The following is a 22,820-nucleotide window of genomic DNA, read 5'->3' on the forward strand; positions in this document are numbered from 1 at the left end:
TGACCGGTATGGGGACGGTCCGTAATGGCATGTGGGATCTGGCTTTTCCACCCGGACCGCCCGAGCGGATCGCCGAGATGTTCTCGGCGGCGGTCGTCGCCGACGCGGTGCGCGAGTACGACGCGGATCTGGCGCAGTCGGTGGAGACGTGCCGGGACTGGCGGCATGATCATCGGCGCGTGTTCCGGGCCATGACCGCGCTGGCGGTGAGCGCGCCGGAAACCTCACTCGGAATCGCCGCGGCGGGGCTGCATTCGGTGCGCACCATGCTGCGATTCGCGGCCGGGCGCACCGTGACCGCGCTCGACGCGGTGGATGTGACGGCGGTGGCGCAAGGGTCGCGACTGGAGACCGAGGAGGTTTCCGGGACCGGTGCGGCGGTGCCGCGACTGGAGCTGCCGTGGCAGGGCAAGGTGCTGTTCGAGGACGAATTGCGGCGGCAGCTCGATGACTGGGAGCGGCGCGGGATCTTCGAACCCGGATTCGTTGCCGTGCTGCGGCGGGTGATCGACCATCCGGAGTGGTTGCGGCTGCCGGGTTTCCGGCTGTCGATCATCGGCGCGGCGGCGGAGTTGAGCCCGCTGCGGCCGCTGCTGGCCTGGGGCGCGGAGGTGCTCGCGGTGGACCGGCCGGGCCGGGCGCGCTGGGATCGATTGCGCGCCATGGCGAGTGCCGGTGCGGGGACCATGCGATTCCCGGTCGCCGCGGACGGGCCGGGCGTGGATATCACCAGATTCTTTCCGACCCTGGCGAAATGGCTGATCGCGCACACCGACGCGCGGCTCGCGCTGGGTCTGTACGCGGGACTGCCGGGGGCCGCCGGACTGCGGCTGGCGGCCGCCTCGGACGTGCTGGCCGAGCATCTGCTGCATGAGCGGCCCGATGCCGCACTGGCGCTGCACGGTTCATCGGCGGACTGCTACGCCGTTCCCGAATCGGTGGTGCTCGCGGCGCGGGAACAATTGGCGCGGCGCGGTATTCGCGGTGCCGCGCAGGACATCCTGCATCGGCTCTCGCCGAACTCCCTGTACCGCTTGAACTATCTGCGCCCGATCGTCGACGCCGACGGCGCGCGCTGGGGTCTGTTCGACAATCTGCCGTACCTCGGCGGCCCGGATTACGCCCTGGCGCAACGCCTGCCGCGCTGGCGCGCGGTCTCGGCGCACGCGGGCGGCCATACGGTCTCCTACACGGTCGCCCCGCCCGCGTGGACCACCTCGGTGCACCGGAGCTCATTGCGCACGGCCGCGCATCGCACCGTCGGCCATTTCGGCGTGGAGGTCTTCGATCCCGCTACCGCGCGAATCCTGCTGGCCGCCAAGCTCGTCGGCGATCTCATGGCCCCCGTTCCCGAGCCTTCCTCGAATCCCGAGGCGCTGTTCACCGCGGGTGCGGCGCACGGCGGGTTGTGGCGGCAGCCGTTCGCGCCGCGCTCGCTCGTCGCGCCCGCGGTGGTATCCGGGACCGTGCAGGAACTGCGGGATCGCGCGGCGAATGCCTTCGGCATCGGGAACCCGTAGAGATCAGTCGGGCAGGGGTGCGACGGCCGACCAGGGGATGGTGAGGAGGTTGTCGCGGAGGCGGCGACGGTAGGGGCGGAGCGGAAAACCCTCCTGGCGAAGGAGATTCGCGGCATGCCGCCAGCGGATGCGGGGGCCGTAGGGGGCCAGGGGCGCGGCGTGCGACCAGGCGCGGTCGGCGGCGGTCAGCAGGGCGTGGATGGGTTCGCCGGGGATGTTGCGGTGGATCAGGGCTTTCGGGAGGCGTTCGGCGATATCGGAGGGCTGGTCGACGGTGAAGGGGTCCCAGGCCAGGGTCAATGACAGCGGTCCGGTGCGGTCGAGCAGGACCCAGGCGCAACGGCGGCCGAGTTCATCGCAGGTGCCGTCGAGGAGCAGGCCGTCGGGGGCCAGGCCGGACAGGATGGTCGACCAGGCTTCGGGGACAGCGGATTCCGGGTATTGGCGCAGTACGTTGAAGGCGCGCACCAGGTTCGGGCGCAGGCCCGCGAGTTCGAAGCCGCCGCGGGCGAAGGTGACATTCTCCTGCGCGGGCACCACGCGGGCCGGATCGATTTCGAGTCCGGTCACGCGCAGATCCGGCCGAATGGTGCGCAGTCGCCGCGCCATTTCGAGGGTGGTGACCGGGCTGGCCCCGTAGCCGAGGTCGACGACCAAGGGATTCGGGGCATCCAGCAAACGGCTAGTGACCAAGGGGTCGTGCATGAGCCAGCGGTCCCCGCGGCGCAGCCGGTTGATACCGGTGGTGCCGCGGGTGATCGCCCCGATCGGTTTGATCAGGCGACGCGATGCTGTTGATCCAGCCAGCGCTGTGTCACCTCGGCCTCGGCTCGGAAAAGGTCGATCAGGTTCACCAGCATGAGCTGTTCGAGCTTGCGTCCGAGGAACGGTAGTTGCACGGTGGCGTACGAGGAGGTGCGCAGGGTGCACCCGGTCTCGGTCGGGAAGAGCCGCATGGTGCCCTCCAGGGTGCCGGGACCACCGGGCAGGAATGTGGTGTATTCGCCGGTCACCTCGGGTCCGAAGGCGCTGTAGCGCTCGGTGCGGGTGATCGTCATGTCCTTGCGCATGACGGCCTGCGCGAGATCGGGCAGGCTTTCGCGCGGCAGCACATGCCGGGTTTCCACCTCGATGCCGTTATCGCCGGATTCGAGGCGTACGAGATCGTTGGGAGAGTGTTTGCGCATCTCCTCGATCCGCGCGTCCCATAGGTCGCGGTTCTGCAGCGCCGCGTACACCTCTTTGGTGGTGTGCAGCGGATAGCGCGCGGAGTAGTCCAGTCGACGAGGCACGATCGGTCAGACTACTGCCGTGCGGGACATGTCCGTGCGAACTCGGGCAATCTCACTGCGAACTCGTGGCAATCGCATTGCGAAGCGGGGGTGGTCGCGGAGCGAATCGCTCAGTGCGAGCTCAGCCAGCTGTCGGTGAATTCGGCTTCGCGCTCCAGCAGTTCGGTGAGGTGTCCCTGGATGGCGGCCTCGATCTTCTTGCCGAAGAGCGGGATCTTCACCTCGATGGTGGCATCGACGGTGAAATCGGATCCGGTGCCCGCCTCGCGCATGATGAGGCTGCCGTTCACGGTGGCCGGAACGCCGTCCACGTGCGCTTCCACGGTGCCGCCCTGGCCGTTCCAGGTTTCGGTGCGCGGAATGACCAGATCGCCGGGGCGGACCGCGGTCACCTGCGGGGGCAGCTCGGACGCCGGGATCGCCTGGATCATCTCCACGCGCACGTCATCGCCGTTGATGCTGATCGATTCGATGCGCGCGTTCGGGCCGCCGACCGCTTCGATGCGGTCCTTCCAGTACTGCTCGTTGGCGAAGGCAGCGCGCACGGCGGCGGTGGAATGGGTCGAGTGCGCAGTGAAGGCCAGAGGTGTCGCCATGGTCGGACAGGCTACCGTCTGTGCCTGTGCGTACTACTGGGGTGGTGTCCTTCGACGACGTCCGGGACCGGTTGGCCGGGACCGGCGCGAGCCTGCGGGCCGCGGTGCCGCTGGCCGAGCTGACCACGCTGCGGGTCGGCGGCCCGGCCATCGTGGCCGAGTGCGTGTCCACCGAGTCGCTGGTGGCGACGGTGCGGGCGCTGGACGCGGCCGGTATTCCGGTGCTGCTCATCGCCGGTGGCTCGAATCTGCTCATCTCCGATGCCGGTTTCCCGGGTGTGGCGGTGCGCATCGCCAATGCCGGGGTGGAGCTCGGTGACGACTTCCTGATCGCGGAGGCGGGCGCGAATTGGGATGCGGTGGTGGCGAAGTCGGTCGCGGCGGGGCGGGGCGGCCTCGAATGCCTTTCCGGCATACCGGGTTCCGCCGGGGCGACGCCGGTGCAGAATGTCGGCGCGTACGGCGTCGAGGTGGCGGCGCTATTGCGCCGGGTGCGGCTGCTGGATCGGGCGAGCGGTGAGATCCGCTGGGTGGAACCGGGCGAGCTCGGATTCGGTTATCGCACTTCGGTGTTGAAGCACAGCGCTGCCGCGGTGGTGCTGGCGGTCGAATTCGCGCTGCGCGCGGATGGCTCCAGCGCACCGCTGGGGTACCGCGAATTGGCGAGCGCCCTGGACGCGCAGGAGGGGGAATCGCGTCCGGCGGAGCTGGTGCGCGCCGAGGTGCTGCGGCTGCGCGCGAGCAAGGGCATGGTGCTGGATGCGGCGGATCACGACACCTGGAGTGCGGGCTCGTTCTTCACCAATCCGATCGTTCCGGACAATCGGGTCGAGTCGGTGCGGGCGGCCATCGCCGCGCACCTCGGCGACGATGTGACGGTGCCCACATGGCCGGTGGACGGCGGGGTGAAGTTCTCGGCGGGCTGGTTGATCGAGCGCGCCGGTTTCGCCAAGGGTTTTCCGGGTACGGGCGCGCCCGCGCGACTGTCCACCAAACACACGTTGGCTCTGACCAATCGCGGTGCTGCCACTGCCGAGCAGCTCGCCGAACTCGCCCGCGAAGTTCGCCAGGGAGTTGCTGAGCGCTTCGAAATCCACCTCGAACCCGAACCTGTCACAGTGGGAGTCGCCCTGTAGGGGTGGCAGGTACCACGGTTTCGGCGGCTGGAGGACTCGGTTTGCGGGGGTAACGTCGAGGAAGTGAGTAGACGAGGATTCCCGGTCCGGCGGGCGACGGCTGTACTGGCCGCGCTACTGGCCGCGGTGGCGCTGGTGGCCGGATGCACGTCCGACAAGGGCGGAACCCCCGATAAACCTGCCGCTCCGGCCGCCAAGGTGACCCCCGAACCCGGCGATGGCGCACAGAATGTCAACCCGACCACACCCGTATCGGTCTCCGTCAGCGGCGGCCGCATCGACCAGGTGGCCCTGACCAACCCGAACGGTAAGCAGGTCACCGGCGAATTCAGCCCGGACCACAGTAAGTTCACCGTCAACGAGGCCCTGGGCTACGGCATCACCTACACCTGGTCCGGCACCGCCACCGGTACCGACAACAAGCCGGTGCCGATCGACGCGAAGTTCACCACCGTCAATCCCAAGACCGAGGTGAACGCGACGATCAATATCGCCGACGGTCAGGAGGTCGGCATCGCCGCGCCGATCATCCTGCAATTCAACAAGCACATCGACAACAAGGCCGCGGTCGAGAAGGCGCTCACCGTCACCACCACGCCCGCCGCCGAAGGCTCCTGGGCCTGGTTGCCGGATGACAACGGCGGCTCCCGCGCACACTGGCGGCCGCGCGAGTACTGGGTGCCCGGCACCGCCGTGCACGTGGGCGCGAAGCTCTACGGCCTCGATATGGGCGCGGGCTCGTTCGGCGCCGCGGACATCACCTCGGACTTCAAGATCGGCCGCTCGCAGATCGTGAAGGCCGTCGCCACCAGTCACCGCATGCAGGTGATCCGCGACGGACAGGTCGTATTCGACTTCCCGGTCAGCTACGGCGAGGGCAATGAGGACCGCAATGTGACGCGCTCCGGCGTGCACGTGGTGACGGAGAAGTACGAGGACTTCGTCATGTCGAATCCGCCGTTCTACACAAATGCCCGCGAACGCTGGGCCGTGCGCATCTCCAACAATGGCGAATTCATTCACGCCAACCCGGAATCGTCTGCCGCGCAGGGCAACACCAACGTCACCAACGGCTGCATCAACCTCAGCACCAATGACGCGCAGTCCTACTTCCCGACCGCGCTCTACGGTGATCCGGTGGAGGTGTCCGGCACCCGCATCAACCTCTCGGCCGCCGACGGCGACCTCTACGACTGGACCATCGACTGGGCCACCTGGAAGTCCATGTCCGCCATCCAGGGCGAACCGGCACCCGTGGTGACCGCCGCCCCCGTCCCCCCGCAGGCTCCCGGCGGTCGCTGACCGCAACGCTCACCGGCACGGCGCGGGCACTCGATACGAGTGCCCGCGCTGTCCCGTTTCCGGGCCTTGTACGGCCGCTCGCCCGCACGGGATGCGAACCCCGCCACCTCGCACTAGTCTCGCCGGACAGGCGCGGCGAGAGGCTCTACGGTGGTTGCGAGCAGAACGGCAACGACGACAACCGATTCCGGCCGCGAACTGAGCCCCTCGGAACGCTGGTTCTGGATCATCGACCGCATCTCCCCGGCGAATTGCGTCGGCAGGGTCCGGGTGCACGGGCGGCTGACCACGGAGCAAATCGAACGCGCGACCGCGGCGGTGCTCGCCGAATACCCGCTACTGCGCATGGGCGTCGTCGACACCGGTGACGGGCACCCGCGTGCCGAACCTCTCGATGAGCCGCGAATTCCGCTGCGGCAGTTCGGCTGCGCGGAGAACGACGCCTGGCAGCGCCATATCGACACCGAAATGATCACGCCGATCGAGGTGTCCGCGGGCTTCGCGCGTCTCACCGATATCGCCTATGCCCCGGGCACTTCCGGCGAACATCACGACCTCGTCCTGACGATCTCGCACATCATCGTGGACGGTCGCTCCCTGATGACCGTGCTGCGCAAGATCATCGAATACGCCGTGCGAGACGAGATCGAACCGGTCGCGAGCCGCCCACCCATCGCACCGTCCGATGACCTGATTCCCGTTGCGGCACGCGGATTCTGGCGCTACGTGTACACGACGATGTTCGACCAGGCGGCCGCTCTCGCCCTGCGGCCGCGACGGCTGCGCGGAAGCGCTCCGGTCGCACTGCCGGACCGGCTGACCCGGGTGGTCTATCGGAAGGTGCCCGCCGAACCGCTGGCCGAACTGGCTGACGACTGCCGCCGGGCCGGGGTCACGGTGCACGGGGTACTCGCGTCGGCGGTCGCACGAGCGATCGGAGAGGCATCGGGATCCACCGGCGGGATAGCGGGAATCGGCTCCCCGGTGGACTTCCGGGGTCTGCTGGAGCCGCAACCGGGGACGGACGAACTGGGCAACTACGCGCCCGTGCTGACGGCATTCGTGCGGTACGGGGCGGGTATCTCGCCGTGGAAGGCGGCGAGATCGGTGAACCGGCAGCTGTCGCGCGGTGTGCGGCAGCGGCGGCATCTGGCGACCGTGGCCGGAATGCGTTTCGGGACACCGCGCACCGTGCACACGGGCACGCGGATTGTCGAGATGGTGGATCGCCGCGCACCGTGGAATGTCTCGGTGACCAACCTGGGCCGCGCGGATTTCCCGGAAGAGGTTGGCGGCCTGCGTCTTTCGGGTATCACGGTGGCCGCCACCAACTCATGTGTCAGCGCGCTCACCGTGGCCATCGTGACCGCGCACGAGGAAATGCGAATCGCCTTCTGCTACGTCGACGGAGTACTGAACGCCGCGCAGACCGAACGCTTCGCCGACCGCGTGATCGCCGAAATCATTTCGCGCCCTGCGGTATAGCGCTACCTCTCCGTCATCCCGGCATGCTTTTGGCCGGGATCCACACATTTTGTGGTGCGCTGATCGGTGTGGATCCCGGCCAAAAACGCGCCGGGATGACGAGGGGATGGTGCGCGGAAAGGGTTCCTTGGCAGCGTATTTCAGTTGATTCGGGCGGCTAGTCGGGTGCGCAGGGCGGCGCGGTCGGGTTTGCTGGTGCGGCCGGAGACCGGGATTTCGTCGACGAGGATTATGTCGTCGGGGAGGGCGGAGATGTCGATCAGGGTGGGGAGTTCTTTGCGCAGGCGCGAAACGATATCCGCCGCATCGGGATCGGGGACTATGGCGAGAATGATGCGTTCGTCGCCTATTTCGTCGGGGAGGCCGATCATGATGGCTTGCCGCACACCGGGGATGGCATTGATGGCCGGTTCGTAGAGGCCGGGGTAGATATTGGTTTTGCCGCGCAGCATCATGTCTTTCTTGCGGCCCATGAGGATCAGGGTGTCGCCGTCCAGGCGGGCCAGGTCGCCGGTGCGGATCTCGGTCAGGGGTGGTTCGCCGAGGTAGCCGTGGCAGAGGTTGGGGCCGGACAGGATGAGTTCGCCGTCTTCGGCGATGGTGGCGGTGACGCCGTGCACCGGCGCGCCCAGGGGGTCTCCCGCACCGTCGAAGTCGAGTTTGGCGGTGCCGGAAGTTATTGCCACCGGCAGGATTTCGGTCATACCGTAGATGGCGAGGAATTCGCAGCCGGGGAGCGCCGCGCGGGCGCGGCGCAGCAGTGCCGTGGTGACCGGTGCGCCGCCGAGCGATATTTCGCGCAGGGTCGGGGGCGCGGTGAGTTTCCCGGTTTCGATGGCGGTCAGCACCACGGCCAGATCCGCCGGGGTGAAGAAGGCGTGTGTCGCGCCGGTGAGGTTCCGGGCGAATCCGATCGGTTCGATATGGGTGCCGAAGCGCGGGTAGCGCGGCATGGACCACTGCGCACCCGCCAGCAACGCGGGCAGTCCCATCATCAATTGTTCGGTGTGCAGGTGCGTGCCGGGTCCGAGGCTGCTGCGCCCGGCCATGGCGGCCAGGCCCGCGCCGAGTGAACCGCGGCTGTGCACAACGGCTTTGGGGGCCGCGGTGGTGCCGGAGGTGAAGACGATCAGCGCTTCGGCGGTCGGATCCGCGGCCGATTCCGCCGAATCGCTCGCGACGGGCGCGTCATCGAGCAGATGCCGCAGTGGTAGCGAGCCGCCCGGGGTTCCGGGCAGTCGCGGGCCACTGTGTATGTGCCGCACGGGAAGTCGCCCGAACGCGGGCAGGGACAGCCCCCGCATGCGGCCGACTCGGCTCAGTGGTCCGCTCAACATATAGAGCAGCGATTCCGTTGCCGCCCAAGCGGGTTCAACCAGTCCGACGCGTCGTGCGAACAGCTCCGGACCGACCCCCGGATCCACGAACACGATGGTTCCACCCGCCGCGATGGTCCCGAAGATCAGCACCACCGCGTCCACGCACGGCCGAATGGAGAACAGCATTCGATCGCCCGCCCGGAAACCATTGGCGCGCAGGCGTTCCGAGACCGTGGTGATCCGGTCGTCGAGTTCGGCGAAGCTGAGCGGGCGTTCCCCGACCATGCCCAGTGCCGGACTGTCCGGCTTGTTCCGGACCTGTTCGCGCAGCAGATACAGGAAGTCGCTCGCCGGTGCGGTCACCGAATATCCACCAGTTCCGGTTTGTAGCGGTGATCGGCGTACCAGGCGAGGGTCTTTCGCACGCCCCAGGCGCGCACCCGCCGGTTGGACGCGTGCACGCGCACATCGCGCCGCAGCCCGTAGTCGGTGGTGAGCATGCGCACCGCGTTCACCAGCGCCCGATCCTCGTGCAGATCCTCGATGGCGGTGCGCGGGAACCCGCCCGCGGCTTCGTACAGTTCGCTGGTGATCGCCATATTGCAGCCGGGCGTCATGACGTACGGTCCCAGATAGCGCGGGTCCTGATTACCGGGCCGCAGTTTGCCGAACGCGGACGCCACTTCCAGCACGATCCGGATGATGGTCCGGTCCCGCCAGCGCACGCCCTCATCGGTGCGGGGGATGAGCTGTCCGCTGACCAGCCGCAGCCCGGAGTCGAATCCGGCGTTGATCCGCTCGATCCACTCCGGATAGGGCAGGCAGTCGGCGTCGGTGCGGGCCAGCCGGGTGGCTCCACCCGCGATGGCGTACCGCATTCCGGTGTCGGAGGCGGCCCCGGTGCCCTTCTGGGTTTCGGTGATGATCTCGACGCGCATTTCCGGATGCGCGGCCGCGAACGCCTCGATCACGCCGACGGTGCCGTCGGTGGAGTTGTTGTCCACCACGACCAGCGTGAATTTCGGGTCCCGCTGGGCGGCGAGCGCGTCCAGCGTGGCGGATATGCCGTGCTCTTCGTTGTATGCGGGCACGATCACCCAGAGTTCGCTCATGATCATCCCTCCGGCGTCGATTATGCCGGAGGCAGGCGATACGCGATGGCCGCGGCGGCGGGCCCCGCTCCGGCGGCCACGAACAGCGCCACGTCGGCGGTGGCGAGTCTGCCGCTGTCCCGGGCCGCGAGATAGGCGGCGGGCAGGGCGGAGGTGTGCGCATCGCCCTCGACGTCGGCGGCCTGCACGGCATCGGCGGGCAGGCCCAGCCGGGCGGCGAGCAGCGCCGGGAAATCGGCTGTCGGACGACTGCAGATCAACAGGGTGCGTGCCGGATCGGCCTCGGCGACCTCGAGCGCTTCGCTGGCGGCCGAAACCGCATGGTGCAGTAGGTCTTCCACGGTATTGACGGTCCGGTCCACGATGATGGTGGAGCGCCCGGTGCTGCCCATCTCGGGTAGTCGCACATAGCCGACCGGTTCGGGCGTCGCCGCGGTCGCGCTGATGTGCAGCGCGCCGAACCCGGCCGCGCCCTCGCCCTGCTCCAGCAGCAGTGCCGCACCGACCGGGGTGATCGGGAAACCATCCTGTGGCGCAGTGGATTTCGACGGATGCGCGTCTCCGCTGACCACCAGCACCCGATGCACGTTCGGCGCCTGCAACAGCGCCTGGCTCACCTGGATGGCGTTGAGCACACCGCAGGCGCCGTTCATCAGATCGAAGGACAGGCAGGGCACATCGCCGCTGTGATATTCGAGCCCGATGCCGGCGGCCTGCTGTACGAGCGCGGACATGGCCGGTTCCACCATGTTCGAATCCCGGTAGACGCCGGTATTGATCAGCGCGTCGATCTGTTCGGGTGCGCTGCCCGCCTCGGCGATGGCGCGTTTGGCGGCCGCCGCGGCCTGTTCGATGGAACTGCCGCAACCGGTTTCGACGGCGACGGCGGAAATAACAATATTCATGCTCATCACACCCGCAGTTCTCCGAGAGTCACCGACAGAAACCCCGCTACTACACCGGAGGCCGCGGGCACCATCAGCACCTTCGCTCCGGACGCTAGCCGCTGCTGTCGCAGCGCGTCGTGCAAAACCACGAAATGCGAGGTGGAGGCCGTATTTCCGTACCGGTCCAGGACCGCGATACCGGGCGGAACGGCGGCGTCGAATTCACGCTCGGCGATTTTGTTGATCAATTCGACTGCGGGACCGCTGAATTGGTGGTGAATGACGTGGTCATAGCCTTCGGCGGCGAAATCGCTGTTCCGTTCGGCCAGGAAATCCCGTTGCCGCGTGGTCCACAGCAGGTAGCGGGATTCGTTGTGCATGGCGCGATTGTCGGTGTACAGCGCGATGCCCGGACTGCGGTCGCTGGGCATGCCGAGGCACAGTTGCGCGAAGGCGGCGCTGGTATTGAGTTCGATGTAATCGATGCCCTCGTCGGCGGTGCCCGCGTTGTCGAGGATGACCGCGGCCGCACCGTCGCCGACGGTGAGCGAGGCGAACTGCGGATCGTACTTCTCGGACATCTCGCGCACGGCGGTATCGGAGATGGGGGTGATGTATTCGCCGGACACCACCAGCCCGTTCTTGACGATGCCCGCGCGAATCATGCGTTCCAGCACCAGCACCCCGGTCAGCATGCCCGCGCAGGCGTTGGAGACGTCGAAGTGGATGGCTCCGGTAGCGCCGAGTTCATTGCGCAGCAGCAGCGCGAAGGACGGCTCGACCCAGAAGTCGTCCTCGCGTATCCGCGTGATCGAACAGGAGATGACGATATCCAGTTCGTTCGCCGCGTAGCCGGAGTTGGCCAGCGCGCCGTGTGCGGCGGCGAGCGCGACGGTGAACGAGTCCTCGCGCTGTCCGTCGGCGTCCACGCCGCAGCGGCGGCGATGTTTGACGCCGCTGACCTTCTCCAAGTCGATGGGGGATTCGACGTCGAGTTGCGTCAGCAGCTCGGCGGTAGATACTTCCAGGGTGGGCAGGTAGGAGCCCACCGCCTCGATTCGTGCTCGCACCATGTGATCACTCCAAACTGCCCACGGTTGCGGCGACGGTAGCAGTGCCGGTATTGCCAATATGAAAATTCCGCAATTCACTTTGTGTGAAGTGAACTACATTGGGACGCAACATGATCAACGCAGCCACCCGGCACGAACTGACGCTGCTCGCCGCCGGTCAACCCTGGCTGCCCGCCGTCCTGCTGGCGGGCCGCGCCGCCAAACCCATCCGCAAACTGCCCAAACTCGGCTGGTTCGTCGCCGATCCCCTGGTCGCGCGGCAGATCTTCAATGACAGCAACCACTTCAGCATCGTCGCCGAGGGCGCGGCCGGGCACTGGTGGGCGCAGGTCATCGGCGACTGGGTCGAGGACCTGTTCGAAGGGCCCGGGCACACCGCGCTGCGCACCAAGGTCCGCGACCTGTTCACCGCCGCGCACACCGATGCCCTGGTGGACGGGGTGCTCGGACCCGCGCTGAAGCAGATCACCGCCGACCTCGCCGACGGTAAGACCGTGGACATCGCCGAACGCGCGCGCGTGCTGGTCGGGCGCAGCGTCTCCGATCTGGTCGGCATGCGGCCCGCCGATATCGCCGCCATCTTCGCCGAGGACGGCGCGGCGCTCGACGAGAGCGATGATCCGGACCAGCCCTTCCGGATCCTGTTCGAACACGTCGAGGAATTGGTCAACCTCGCCATGGGGACAATGGCGTCAACCACCCTGGACCCGGTGGCCGTGGCGCGCGCCCGCACCCTGGCCACCAAACTCGCCACCTCGGTGCCCGACGCCTACGAACGCGCCGATCCCGCCACCACGCTCGGCCGCTGCCGTGAACTCGGCCTGGAACTCGAACACGCCTCGGGCCTGGCCATTCTCATGGCCGTCGCCGGAACCGACACCCTCGCCAGCGCCATGACCCGCATGGTCGCGCTACTGCACGACAGCGGTGATCACCGGGAACTGATCGCACGGCCCGAGCGCATGCCCGATGCCGTGCGCGAGACGCTGCGCGTCACCAGTCCGGCCTATCTGGTCGGGCGGTCGGTGATCGGTGATGTGGAGGTCGCGGGGCGGCAGCTGCGCGCGGGCGAGCACGTCAAAATCCTGACCTGGTCGATCAACAACGCGGCCGGGCCGTTCAGCATCGACCGCGACTACAACCCCGAGACCCGGCAGCTGTGGTTCGGCGGCGGCCGTCACCTCTGCGTCGGGCTGCAACTGGTGCACTCGGAGCTGACGTCACTGCTGGAAGCCTTGACCGCCAACGGCCGCCCGTGGGAGATCGTCGAACGGCGTTACCGCCGAAAGGTTTTCATCCCCACCTACGAGACCCTGCGAATTCGCTTGCTGCCCTAGCGGATTCAGCGGCGCGCGAAGCGGCCGGCCTCGGCCTGATCGCGCGGCTTCACCACGATGGTGTCCAGGTTGACGTGCGCCGGGCGCGAGGCGACGAAGCCGATGATCTCGGCGATGTCCTGCGCCACAAGGGGATCGATGCCCTGGTACACCTTGGCGGCGCGGTCGGCGTCACCGTCGAAGCGCACCAGCGAGAACTCGGTCTCCACCGCACCGGGCGCGATCTCGGTCAGCCGCACCGGCTGGCCCAGCAGCTCACCACGCAGGGTCCGGTGCAGCACCGCCTGCGCGTGCTTGGCGGAGGTGTAGCCGGAACCGTTGTCGTAGTGCGTCATCGCCGCCACCGAGGTGATGGTGACGATCAGGCCGTCGCCCGAGGCGATCAGCTTGGGCAGCAGCGCCTTGGTGAGGCGCAGCGTGCCCAGCACATTGGTCTCCCACATCCAGCGCCAGTCATCCAGATCGGCGTCGGCGACCGAGGCCAAACCCTTTGCGCCACCGGCATTGTTGACCAGCACGTTGACCGCGCCGATCGCCTCGGTGAACGCGCGCACCGACTCCTCGTCGGTGACATCGAGCGGCAGCGCCGTGCCGCCGATCTCCGCGGCCAGCTTCTCCAGCCGATCGACCCGCCGCGCTCCGACGTACACGTGGTACCCCTGCTTCGCGAGCTCCCGGGCAGTAGCCTCCCCGATTCCCGAACTTGCCCCGGTCACAACAGCGGTACGAATGCTCATGTCATGAGCTTAGGCAAGGGTCGGAAAACGCTCCCGGTTAGCCTGACCGGTATGGCAATTCGGGAAGTGGTCAGCGCGGACGGCACGAATATCGTTTACCGGGTCACCGGACCCGAAGGCGCACGACCTCTGGTGCTGTTGCACGGTTGGTCCGGAACCCTGCGCTGCTGGGGCCGCGCCGCCGACGACCTGGCCGGGCGTTTCCGGGTGATCGCCCTCGATCTGCGCGGGCACGGCTACTCCGACGCCCCCGACGCCGGATACGACGATCCGAAGAACTGGGCCGCCGATGTGGCGGCCGTGCTGGCCGCGGAGGGCATCTCCGCCGGTGCGGTGCTGCTCGGCTGGTCCTACGGCGGCATCGTGCTCAGCGACTACCTCACCGCCTACGGCACCGCCGCCGTCGCGGGCGTCGTCTACACCGGTTCTCAGGCCGGTATCGGCAAGAACGTGCCCGGGGCCGCGACCGGCCCGGCCATGCAGAAGGCCATTCCGGACGTGTTCGAGGAGAGCGCCGGTCGCGCCATGCGCGGTTTCGCGGCCTTCGGCAATGCCAATACCGGTCCCGGCCGGGATAAGGGCGGCGATGCCCAGCGCCTGTTCGGCGGCAGCGTCGCGACCCTGCCCCGGGTGCGCAAGGCGCTGTTCTATCGGACGGTCGACAACACCGAAACCCTCGCGAACCTCGATGTCCCGGTCTTCGTCATGCACGGTGAGGCCGACCCGGTGGTGCCGGTCGAGAACGGCCGGTACATCGCCGATACCGTCCCGAATTCGAGCACCTCGTTCTGGCCGCAAGCCCAGCACGGCCTGTTCATCGAGGACCCTGAACGCTTCGTGGCAGAGCTCACCGGCTTCGTCGAAACCCTGTCCTGACCGGGGCTTCCCATGTGAGAGAGGTCACTAGGTCGGGTAACCCACGTATATTCGCTTACCGCGGGCGTGCACACTGGTGTAGTGAGTCAACGTTCCGACCTACGGCCCAATCGGATTGCCGTGCTATCGGTGCACACCTCACCCCTGGCCCAACCGGGTACCGGCGATGCCGGCGGCATGAATGTGTACGTCCTGCAGACGGCCATCGAATTGGCTCGCCGCGGTACCCAGGTGGAGATCTTCACCCGGGCCACCTCCTCGAATGACGAACCCCTGGTGGAAGCCGCGCCGGGGGTGCTGGTTCGCAATGTCGTGGCCGGGCCGTTCGAGGGTCTGGACAAGCATGATCTGCCCACCCAGCTGTGCCCCTTCGCGGGTGAGGTGCTGCGGCAGGAGGCCCGGCATCTGCCCGGGCATTACGACCTGATCCATTCGCACTACTGGTTGTCCGGACAGGTGGGGTGGCTGGCACGCGATCGCTGGCGGGTGCCGATGGTGCACACCGCGCACACCCTGGCCGCGGTCAAGAATCTGTATCTGGCCGAGGGGGACACCCCCGAACCGGCCGCCCGCGTGATCGGTGAGAAGCAGATCGTCGCGGAGGCGGACCGGCTGGTCGCCAATACCGGTGAGGAAGCCCGGCAGCTCGTCGAGCTGTACGGCGCGGATCCCGAACACATCGATGTGGTGCTGCCCGGCGCGGACCTGAACAGGTACCGCCCGGGTGATCGCGCCGCCGCGCGCGCCGAACTCGGCCTGCCCGACAATGAGCGAATCGTGGCTTTCATCGGGCGAATTCAGCCGTTGAAGGCACCCGACGTGCTGGTCCGCGCGGCCGCACAGGTGCTGGCCGAGGAGGCCGCGCTACCGCAGCGCCCCGGGCGGCCGCTGCGCGTGCTGATCGTCGGCGGGCCCTCCGGCAGTGGCCTGGAGCGCCCCGACGCGCTCATCGAATTGGCTGCGGCACTGGGCATTTCCGATCGCGTCACCTTCCTGCCGCCGCAGCCGCCGCATCGCCTGGTGCAGGTGTACCGGGCGGCGGATCTGGTGGCGGTGCCCAGCTATAACGAATCCTTCGGCCTGGTCGCCATCGAGGCGCAGGCCAGCGGCACCCCCGTGCTGGCCGCCGATGTGGGCGGGCTCGGCACGGCCGTGCGCGACGGCGTCACCGGGCTGCTGGTGCCCGGCCACCGCACCCCCGAGTGGGCGAGCGCGCTGCGCTCGCTGCTGGAGAATCCGGGCCGCCTGGACGTGATGGGCGCGGCCGCGGTCGAACACGCCGCGAACTTCTCCTGGGCGCATACCGCCGACGGCATGCTGGACAGTTACGCCGCCGCGCTCGGCCAGTCCCGGGACCGCCGCAATCGCACCGGTAGCGTGCACACCGAAACCAATCAAGCCAGATCACTGGCGCTCTGGCGGCGCCGGATGGGAGCCGTACGCCGATGAGCGACCCCGTACAACCGGGTGATAGCGCCGCGCCTTCGAACGGTGCAGGGGCACAGTCGAATCCCGGTGGGGCCGAGGCCACCGCGCGGATCGTCGACCAGACGCTGCGCGACCGCGAGATCGAATACTCGCGCGAGGCCGACGGCACCTTCGTGGTGGTGCTGCCCGGTGAGCGCAAACTCAAGACGGTCATCGGCGTCACGGTCGGCAAGCACGGCATTCGCATGGAATCCTTCGTCTGCCGTAAACCGGACGAGAATTTCGAGGGCGTCTACAAATTCCTGCTGCGCCGCAATCGCCGCCTCTACGGCGTGGCGTACACGATCGACAAGGTCGGCGATATCTACCTGGTGGGCCGCCTGTCCAACCACGCCGTCACCCCCGATGAACTCGACACCTGGTTCGGTCAGATCCTCGAGGCCGTGGACGCCGATTTCAACACCCTGCTGGAATTGGGATTCGCGGAATCCATTCGCCGGGAATGGAAATGGCGGGTCTCGCGCGGGGAATCGCTGAAGAACCTGCGTGCCTTCGAACACCTCGTCGACGCCGAGGACAAGCTGTAGTCTCCCCGCCATGGTGGCATTGGCGCTGGATATCGGTGCGACGAAATTCGCGGCGGGCATTGTCGGCGCGGACGGCGGAGTGGAATCCGTCCGCCGCATCCAGGTTCCCGAGACGAAGGTCTGGACGGCCTGTCTGGAACTGCTGCTGACCGTCGCGGGCACCGCCGAGGTGACCGCGGTCGGCATCGGCGCGGCCGGACCGGTGGATGTGCGCACCGGCGTGACCGGACCGCTCAATATCCCGGAGTGGGTGGACGGTTTCCGGCTGGTGGACGCGGTCCGGGAGTTGTTCCCGGACGCGAGGATTCGGTTCGCCATCGACGGCGTCTGCCTGGTGCTGGCCGAACAGCGCTTCGGCGCGGCGCGCGGGGTGCCGAATGTGCTGGCGCTGACGGTGTCCTCCGGGATCGGCGGCGGCGTCATCTCCGATGACCGGGTTGTCATGGGCCGCACCGGAAATGGCGGGCATATCGGCCACATCATCGTTCCCGGTAACGAAGAGCCCTGCGCCTGCGGCGGTTTCGGCTGCGTCGAAGCCGTGGCCAGCGGGAAATCCTCGGTGCGCTGGGCGCGCGGGCAGGGATGGACCGGCAGCACCGGAATCGAACTGTCGAAAGCCGCGCACGCCGGGGACGAGATCGCGGTGGCGGCGCTGCATCGCGCGGGCACCGCCATCGGGGCGGCGGTCGCGTCGGCGGCGGCGCTGCTCGACACCGATCTGGTCGTCATCGGCGGCGGCTTCGCGCAATCGGGGGAGCCGCTCTGGGGTCCGCTGCGCGAGTCGGCCGCCGCGCACGCGCGGCTGACATTCCTGCGTGAGCTCCGTGTCGTTCCCTCCGAACTCACTGATCAGGCCACCCTCGTGGGCGCCGCGCTGCTCGTGGAAAGATGACCCCCATGACGTACACCCTCGTGCTGCTGCGCCACGGCGAGAGCGAATGGAATGCCCTCAACCTGTTCACCGGCTGGGTGGACGTCCGTCTCACGGATAAGGGTGTCGCCGAAGGCAAGCGTGCCGGTGAATTGCTGGCCGAGCACGGGATTCTGCCCGATATCGTCTACACCTCGCTGCTGCGCCGTGCCATCAGCACCGCCAATAACGCGCTCGACGCCTGTGACCGGCATTGGATTCCGGTCGTGCGCGATTGGCGTCTGAACGAGCGGCATTACGGTGCGCTGCAGGGCAAGAACAAGGCGGAGATCAAGGACGAGTACGGCGACGAGCAGTTCATGCTGTGGCGCCGCAGCTATGACACCCCGCCGCCGCCGATCGAGGCGGGCAGCGAATACAGCCAGGACGCCGATCCGCGCTACGCCGGTATCGATGTGCCGCTGACCGAATGCCTCAAGGATGTCGTGGCTCGGATGGTGCCGTACTGGGAGGACACCATCTCCCAGGATGTCACCGCCGGTAAGACGGTTCTCATTGCGGCGCACGGTAATTCGCTGCGTGCGCTGGTGAAGCACCTGGAGGGCATCTCGGACGACGCGATCGCCGAGCTGAACATCCCCACTGGTATTCCGCTCAAGTACGAGCTGGACGAGAACCTGCGCCCGCTGGGCCCGGGTGAGTACCTGGATCCGGAGGCCGCGGCCGCCGGTGCCGCCGCCGTCGCCAATCAGGGTGGCAAGTAACAGTAAGTAACGCGAACGCGCTGTAGCCGGATTACTTGGCTACAGCGCGTTTTTCATTTCTCCGGACAATTCGTGTCTCACGCTTATTCATAGCGTGAATGACTTACGATGTGATGCACCTCTCAGTACGGCACCGTAGGGTATTCCGCCGCAAGGCATTTCAAATTTGCCGGAATTTGCCCATTTAAAACGGTACGTGTAACCGGGGTTTGCAACTTACTTCTCGGTAGTTATGCTCTGGACGTTCGACCATTTGCGAGAGGTAGATCACGTTCGATGAAGCACGCGCTACGGGCCACTGTGCTAGCCACGGCAGCCACTCTTTTCGTTCCTTTGACCGCCATCACAGCGGACGCGGCCCCGATTCCGGCCGGTCCCGACGGTGGCGCGGCGGGAGCGGCCTGGACCGCCACCGAAGACGGTCAGCAGCAGTACCCGAACGTATTCATCGAATGGGACGTCCCCATCACGATGAGCGACGGAACCGTGTTGAAGGGCAACGTCTATCACCCGGCGGACGCCTCGGGCCGCCCCATCGACACCCCCACGCCGACCGTGCTGAACCTGACGCCCTACACCAAACTGGTGTCGAACGTCGCGGACAGCGCCTTCGCGATTCCCGGCCTGGGCGACGCCCTGGTCAATGTGTTCCGGAACATCAACCTCTCCGGCACCCCCATCTCCGGCTTCGGTGAACTGCTGAATGCCGCGGGCAACGGCGAACTCCGCAACTTCTCCGTCGACCGCCAGCTCATCAAATCCGGATACACGCAGGTCGTCGTGGACGTGCGCGGTACCGGATTCTCGCAGGGCGAATGGGACATGCTGCGCGGCCGCGAGCAGCAGGACACCGTCGAAACCATCGACTGGGCGTCCAAGCAGAGCTGGTCCAACGGCCGGGTCGGCATGAACGGACTGTCCTACAGCGCCATCAACCAGGTGCAGGCCGCGGAGAAGCAGCCGCCCGCGCTGAAGGCCATCTTCCCGATCGTGCCCGGCAGCGACCTCGTCGACGATGTGCTCGCGCCCGGTGGCGGCTTCGGTTTCAACTTCATCCCGCTGTGGCTGAGCGCCATCAACGGGCTCAAGTGGGTGCCGGATCTGGCCTCGATCGCGCAGGGCAAGTTCGACTTCAAGTGGTTGCAGGACCGCGCCGACGATCCGTTCACCTATCTGGACGTGCTCATGTCGGCGTACACCAGCACCGATATGAACAGCCTCGACCCGCGCGTGAAGGCGATGCTCAACGATCTGTCGTCCGAGCGCAAGGATTGGCTCGGCGATCCGAGCCGCATCCAGGTGCCGACCTTCGTCACCGGCGGCTGGCACGACCTGTTCACCTACTCGGAATCCAAGATCTACAACGAGATTCCGCTGCCCGCCGGGCAGAAGCAGCTGCTCATGGGCAACACCTACCACGTCACCTCGGGGTCGGAAGCCGGTCGCCCCGGCCTGCCGCCGCGCCTGGACGTGCTGCAGCGCGCCTGGTTCGACAAGTGGCTCAAGGGAATCGACAACGGCATCGACAAGTACGGCCCGGTCACCCTGCGCCAGCAGGGCGGCGGCTGGATCACCCAGGGCGGCTTCGGCACCTCCGCGCCCTCGGAGGAGGCCGCGCGCTACCGCCGCATGTACCTGTCGTCGCAGCGCAGCGGCACCGCCAACAGCCTGTACGACGGTTCGCTGACCGCCGAGGCCAATGGCGATACCGACCGGCTCAGTGTCGCAATGGGTTTGACCACGCTGTGCTCGAATGACGCCGCACAGGGCAGCGCCGGTGTGCTGTCCATCATCGACGGCTGCGCGCTGGATTCACGGGTCGCCGAGCTGAACGGGCTGACCTTCACCAGCGCCCCGGTCGCCGAGGCCACCACCATCTCCGGCCCGATCGCGGTGCACCTCAACACCGTTCAGGACGCCGCCGACGGCTACTGGACCGTCACCGTCAATGACGTTGCGCCCGACGGTAAATCGACCGTGCTGACCTCCGGGCAGATGATGGCGTCCATGCGTCAGATCGACGAGGCCAACAGCGCGCGCTCGGAGAACGGCGACTACACCGATCCCCGCGCCCTCACCTCGCTGGACAAGAGTGAGCCGACGGTGCCGGGCGAGGCCACCACCCTCGATATCGCGCTCAGCGGTACCCAGGGTCTGCTGCAGCCGGGACACCGGTTGCGGGTGGACGTTTTCGCGGGCAACTTCCCCAAGGGCCTGCCGATTCTGCCGATGCTCATCGATACCGGTCTGAAGCCGCAGCATGTGCAGCTCGACCCGAATCGTCCGAGCTTCGTGAATGTCCCGGTTCGCGGTAACACCGGCTGGTGATTCCGCTCTTCCGGGCCTGAAATCCGAGTGTGCACAACGGCGTGCACACTCGGTTTTTCTTTTTTTGTGCAGTTTCACGGACTTCCGGGGAAACTGTCCCAGACTGTTGTCTCCGCACCTAGCTTGGCGACCATGCCGCTCCTGTTGCGAGTCGCGGTGGCCATGACGGCCGCCGTGGCGCTGACGCAGTTCGTCTCACCCACCGCCGCCGCCGAACCCGTCGGCCCGGACGGCGGTGCCACCGGCGCGGAATGGGCTGCGACGGAAGATAATCCACAGGTTTATCCCAATGTGTACATCGATTGGGATGTGCCCATCACCATGAGCGACGGGACCGTGCTCAAGGGGAACGTCTACCATCCGGCCGATGCGTCCGGGCAGCCGATCACCGCGCCGACGCCGACCATCGTGAACCTCACGCCCTATACGAAACTCGGGTCCATGATCGCGGATTCGGCGCTCTCGGTGCCGGGACTGTCGGATCTGCTGGTGCAGGCGTTCCGGAATATCGATCTGTCCGGTACACCGATCTCGGGATTGACCGACCTCACCAAGGCGCTCGGCGGGGGACTGCTGCGCACCTTCACCGTCGACCGGCAGCTCATCAAATCCGGGTACACCCAGGTCGTGGTCGATGTGCGCGGAACCGGCTTCTCCCAAGGGGATTGGAACCTGCTCGGGGCGCGGGAACAACAGGACACCGCCGAGGTCATCGACTGGGCGGCGCGGCAGGGCTGGTCCACCGGGGATATCGGGATGAGCGGCATCTCCTACTCGGGACTCAACCAATTGCAGGTGGCCGCGAAACAGCCGCCCGCGTTGAAGGCCATCTTCCCGGTCGTGCCCAGCCGCAACCCCTTCCGCGATCTGGTCGCACCCGGCGGGGCCGTCGGCGCGGCCTTCATGCCGCTGTGGCTGGCGGCCGTCAACGGCGGCAAGCTCGTTCCCGATATGACCGCGCTGCTCCAGGGGCGGTTCGATATGCGCTGGCTCGCCGACAGATTGGCCGATCCGTTCACCTTCGTGGACGCGTTCCTGGAAGTGTTCCTGCAACCGAATATCGATCAGCTCAGCCCCAAACTGCGGGCGCTGCTGGAGTCCGGCAGCGATATGCGGCAGGCGTGGGAAACCGATCCGACGCGAATCACGGTGCCCACCTTCATCACCAGCGGTTGGCATGACGTCTTCGTCAACTCACAGGCCGATGTGTACCGGCGAATCCCGTTGCCACCCGGGCAGAAACAGATCCTCGTCGGCGACGGCTACCACATCTCCAACGGCAATGAATCCGGCCGCCCCGGCCTGCCGCCGCGCATGGATGTGCTGCAACGGGCCTGGTTCGACAAGTGGCTCAAGGGAATCGACAACGGCATCGACCGGTACGGTCCGGTCACCATGAAGGAACAGGGCGGCGGCTGGATCACCGCCGCCGCCTTCCCGCAGGCCGAGACCGACTACCGCCGCATGTACCTGTCCGCCGCGCCCAGCGGCACCGGCGGGCACAGCGCGCACGACGGTTCACTGTTCGGCGCACCGGGCGAGAGCGTCGACACCCTCACCGTCGCACCGGGTCTCACCGGACTGTGCTCCCGCGACGCGGCACAGGAGACCATCGGCATCATCTCGGTCATCGACGCCTGCGGTAAGGACTCGCGCATCTGGGAATCCAACGGCCTGACCTTCACCAGCACGCCGGTCGCCGAGCCGACCACCATCTCCGGACCCATTGCGGTGCACCTGAATACGGTGCACGACGCCGCCGACGGCTACTGGGTCGCCACCGTCAACGACGTCGCCCCCGACGGACAATCCATCACCCTGTCCTCCGGGCAGCTCGTCGCCTCCCTCCGCGCCATCGACGAATCCCGCAGCACCCGCCTGCCCAACGGCGACTACACCGATCCCGTCCCCGATATCTCCCTGGACACCCGCCGGCGCACCATCCCCGGAGTCCCGGTCACCCTGGACATCTCCATCCCCGGCGTAGACGCCGTCCTGCAACCCGGCCACCGCCTGCGCGTCGACGTCTACGCCGGCAACTTCCCGAAGGGCCTGCCCCCCTTGGCAATCCTGCTCGACTCCGGCCTGCTCCCACAGCACCTGCTCCTCGACCCGGCCGAGCCGAGCTACGTGAACCTCCCCGTCCGAGGCAACCCCGGCTGGTAAGGGC

20 protein-coding genes are annotated in these 22,820 nt (G+C 67.3%); 12 read left to right on the forward strand and 8 right to left on the reverse strand.

The window, feature by feature from the left end:
• Positions 1 to 8: 8 nt before the first annotated feature.
• Positions 9 to 1,520, forward strand: coding sequence for a hypothetical protein (locus tag ACFC0O_RS31120; protein ID WP_375964188.1), 1,512 nt, complete (start codon positions 9 to 11; stop codon positions 1,518 to 1,520).
• 3 nt (positions 1,521 to 1,523) lie between these two features.
• Here the strand turns inward: ACFC0O_RS31120 and ACFC0O_RS31125 are convergent, their stop codons facing one another.
• The 3 genes from ACFC0O_RS31125 to ACFC0O_RS31135 all read right to left on the reverse strand — a co-directional run bounded on the left by ACFC0O_RS31125 (position 1,524) and on the right by ACFC0O_RS31135 (position 3,408).
• Positions 1,524 to 2,225, reverse strand: a complete 702-nt coding sequence (locus ACFC0O_RS31125) for a class I SAM-dependent methyltransferase (RefSeq protein WP_375964190.1) — start codon at positions 2,223 to 2,225, stop codon at positions 1,524 to 1,526.
• A gap of 71 nt (positions 2,226 to 2,296) precedes the next feature.
• A complete protein-coding gene (locus ACFC0O_RS31130; RefSeq protein WP_375964193.1) occupies positions 2,297 to 2,812 on the reverse strand; it encodes a DUF2505 domain-containing protein in 516 nt (171 codons plus the stop codon).
• Positions 2,813 to 2,922: 110 nt separating this feature from the next.
• Positions 2,923 to 3,408, reverse strand: a complete 486-nt coding sequence (locus ACFC0O_RS31135; RefSeq protein WP_375964196.1) for a DUF2505 domain-containing protein — start codon at positions 3,406 to 3,408, stop codon at positions 2,923 to 2,925.
• A 44-nt stretch (positions 3,409 to 3,452) separates the two neighbouring features.
• Between ACFC0O_RS31135 and ACFC0O_RS31140 the strand changes: the two genes are divergently transcribed.
• The 3 genes from ACFC0O_RS31140 (at position 3,453) to ACFC0O_RS31150 (ending at position 7,331) form a co-directional block, all read left to right on the forward strand.
• Complete coding sequence (locus tag ACFC0O_RS31140) at positions 3,453 to 4,544, forward strand: UDP-N-acetylmuramate dehydrogenase (RefSeq protein ID WP_375966347.1); 1,092 nt, start codon at positions 3,453 to 3,455, stop codon at positions 4,542 to 4,544.
• A 63-nt stretch (positions 4,545 to 4,607) separates the two neighbouring features.
• Positions 4,608 to 5,846 (forward strand): Ig-like domain-containing protein, encoded by a 1,239-nt coding sequence (locus ACFC0O_RS31145; protein WP_375964197.1) that lies wholly within the window; start codon positions 4,608 to 4,610, stop codon positions 5,844 to 5,846.
• A gap of 150 nt (positions 5,847 to 5,996) precedes the next feature.
• Positions 5,997 to 7,331, forward strand: a complete 1,335-nt coding sequence (locus ACFC0O_RS31150) for a hypothetical protein (RefSeq protein WP_375964200.1) — start codon at positions 5,997 to 5,999, stop codon at positions 7,329 to 7,331.
• A 140-nt stretch (positions 7,332 to 7,471) separates the two neighbouring features.
• Here ACFC0O_RS31150 and ACFC0O_RS31155 read toward each other — a convergent pair whose 3' ends face one another.
• The 4 genes from ACFC0O_RS31155 to ACFC0O_RS31170 are packed head-to-tail and all read right to left on the reverse strand — an operon-like array spanning position 7,472 to position 11,722.
• Positions 7,472 to 9,013, reverse strand: coding sequence for a class I adenylate-forming enzyme family protein (locus ACFC0O_RS31155; protein WP_375964203.1), 1,542 nt, complete (start codon positions 9,011 to 9,013; stop codon positions 7,472 to 7,474).
• The gene (locus ACFC0O_RS31160; RefSeq protein ID WP_375964206.1) at positions 9,010 to 9,762 is read right to left on the reverse strand and encodes a glycosyltransferase family 2 protein; all 753 of its coding nucleotides are present in this window, start codon (positions 9,760 to 9,762) and stop codon (positions 9,010 to 9,012) included. The genes ACFC0O_RS31155 and ACFC0O_RS31160 overlap by 4 nt, the downstream gene beginning before the upstream one ends.
• Positions 9,763 to 9,782: 20 nt before the next feature.
• Complete coding sequence (locus tag ACFC0O_RS31165) at positions 9,783 to 10,667, reverse strand: hypothetical protein (protein ID WP_375964209.1); 885 nt, start codon at positions 10,665 to 10,667, stop codon at positions 9,783 to 9,785.
• Between the two features lie 5 nt (positions 10,668 to 10,672).
• Positions 10,673 to 11,722, reverse strand: a complete 1,050-nt coding sequence (locus ACFC0O_RS31170; protein WP_375964212.1) for a 3-oxoacyl-ACP synthase III family protein — start codon at positions 11,720 to 11,722, stop codon at positions 10,673 to 10,675.
• 110 nt (positions 11,723 to 11,832) lie between these two features.
• Between ACFC0O_RS31170 and ACFC0O_RS31175 the strand changes: the two genes are divergently transcribed.
• Entirely contained in the window at positions 11,833 to 13,059 is a 1,227-nt protein-coding gene (locus ACFC0O_RS31175) for a cytochrome P450 (protein ID WP_375964215.1), read from the forward strand.
• 5 nt (positions 13,060 to 13,064) lie between these two features.
• Here ACFC0O_RS31175 and ACFC0O_RS31180 read toward each other — a convergent pair whose 3' ends face one another.
• Positions 13,065 to 13,796: an SDR family NAD(P)-dependent oxidoreductase gene (locus tag ACFC0O_RS31180; protein WP_375964218.1), complete on the reverse strand. Its 732-nt coding sequence runs from the start codon at positions 13,794 to 13,796 to the stop codon at positions 13,065 to 13,067.
• A gap of 51 nt (positions 13,797 to 13,847) precedes the next feature.
• Between ACFC0O_RS31180 and ACFC0O_RS31185 the strand changes: the two genes are divergently transcribed.
• From ACFC0O_RS31185 to ACFC0O_RS31215, 7 genes are all read left to right on the forward strand, one after another.
• Complete coding sequence (locus ACFC0O_RS31185; RefSeq protein ID WP_375964221.1) at positions 13,848 to 14,672, forward strand: alpha/beta fold hydrolase; 825 nt, start codon at positions 13,848 to 13,850, stop codon at positions 14,670 to 14,672.
• Positions 14,673 to 14,753: 81 nt separating this feature from the next.
• A complete protein-coding gene (gene mshA, locus ACFC0O_RS31190) occupies positions 14,754 to 16,121 on the forward strand; it encodes a D-inositol-3-phosphate glycosyltransferase (RefSeq protein ID WP_375964224.1) in 1,368 nt (455 codons plus the stop codon).
• The gene (locus tag ACFC0O_RS31195) at positions 16,118 to 16,687 is read left to right on the forward strand and encodes a YbjN domain-containing protein (RefSeq protein ID WP_375964227.1); all 570 of its coding nucleotides are present in this window, start codon (positions 16,118 to 16,120) and stop codon (positions 16,685 to 16,687) included. Before mshA ends, ACFC0O_RS31195 begins: the two co-directional genes overlap by 4 nt.
• 10 nt (positions 16,688 to 16,697) lie before the next feature.
• Complete coding sequence (locus tag ACFC0O_RS31200) at positions 16,698 to 17,579, forward strand: ROK family protein (RefSeq protein WP_375964230.1); 882 nt, start codon at positions 16,698 to 16,700, stop codon at positions 17,577 to 17,579.
• 5 nt (positions 17,580 to 17,584) lie between these two features.
• Entirely contained in the window at positions 17,585 to 18,322 is a 738-nt protein-coding gene (locus tag ACFC0O_RS31205; RefSeq protein ID WP_375964233.1) for a phosphoglyceromutase, read from the forward strand.
• A 276-nt stretch (positions 18,323 to 18,598) separates the two neighbouring features.
• The gene (locus ACFC0O_RS31210; protein ID WP_364649182.1) at positions 18,599 to 20,650 is read left to right on the forward strand and encodes a CocE/NonD family hydrolase; all 2,052 of its coding nucleotides are present in this window, start codon (positions 18,599 to 18,601) and stop codon (positions 20,648 to 20,650) included.
• Positions 20,651 to 20,782: 132 nt separating this feature from the next.
• Positions 20,783 to 22,816, forward strand: coding sequence for a CocE/NonD family hydrolase (locus ACFC0O_RS31215; protein WP_375964236.1), 2,034 nt, complete (start codon positions 20,783 to 20,785; stop codon positions 22,814 to 22,816).
• Positions 22,817 to 22,820: the final 4 nt, after the last annotated feature.

Origin of the sequence: Nocardia sp. NPDC056100, from assembly GCF_042266325.1 — a bacterium.
In the GTDB taxonomy this organism is placed as follows: Bacteria; Actinomycetota; Actinomycetes; order Mycobacteriales; family Mycobacteriaceae; genus Nocardia.

Bases quoted from the DNA above. Each gene is read 5' to 3' on its own strand.
- ACFC0O_RS31120 (WP_375964188.1), top strand. From the start codon at position 9: ATGGGGACGGTCCGTAATGGCATGTGGGATCTGGCTTTTCCACCCGGA.
- ACFC0O_RS31170 (WP_375964212.1), bottom strand. From the start codon at position 11,722: ATGGTGCGAGCACGAATCGAGGCGGTGGGCTCCTACCTGCCCACCCTG.
- ACFC0O_RS31185 (WP_375964221.1), top strand. From the start codon at position 13,848: ATGGCAATTCGGGAAGTGGTCAGCGCGGACGGCACGAATATCGTTTAC.
- ACFC0O_RS31200 (WP_375964230.1), top strand. From the start codon at position 16,698: ATGGTGGCATTGGCGCTGGATATCGGTGCGACGAAATTCGCGGCGGGC.
- ACFC0O_RS31215 (WP_375964236.1), top strand. From the start codon at position 20,783: ATGCCGCTCCTGTTGCGAGTCGCGGTGGCCATGACGGCCGCCGTGGCG.
- ACFC0O_RS31195 (WP_375964227.1), top strand. From the start codon at position 16,118: ATGAGCGACCCCGTACAACCGGGTGATAGCGCCGCGCCTTCGAACGGT.
- ACFC0O_RS31210 (WP_364649182.1), top strand. From the start codon at position 18,599: ATGAAGCACGCGCTACGGGCCACTGTGCTAGCCACGGCAGCCACTCTT.
- ACFC0O_RS31175 (WP_375964215.1), top strand. From the start codon at position 11,833: ATGATCAACGCAGCCACCCGGCACGAACTGACGCTGCTCGCCGCCGGT.
- ACFC0O_RS31160 (WP_375964206.1), bottom strand. From the start codon at position 9,762: ATGAGCGAACTCTGGGTGATCGTGCCCGCATACAACGAAGAGCACGGC.
- ACFC0O_RS31205 (WP_375964233.1), top strand. From the start codon at position 17,585: ATGACGTACACCCTCGTGCTGCTGCGCCACGGCGAGAGCGAATGGAAT.
- ACFC0O_RS31180 (WP_375964218.1), bottom strand. From the start codon at position 13,796: ATGAGCATTCGTACCGCTGTTGTGACCGGGGCAAGTTCGGGAATCGGG.
- ACFC0O_RS31165 (WP_375964209.1), bottom strand. From the start codon at position 10,667: ATGAATATTGTTATTTCCGCCGTCGCCGTCGAAACCGGTTGCGGCAGT.
- ACFC0O_RS31135 (WP_375964196.1), bottom strand. From the start codon at position 3,408: ATGGCGACACCTCTGGCCTTCACTGCGCACTCGACCCATTCCACCGCC.
- ACFC0O_RS31125 (WP_375964190.1), bottom strand. From the start codon at position 2,225: ATGCACGACCCCTTGGTCACTAGCCGTTTGCTGGATGCCCCGAATCCC.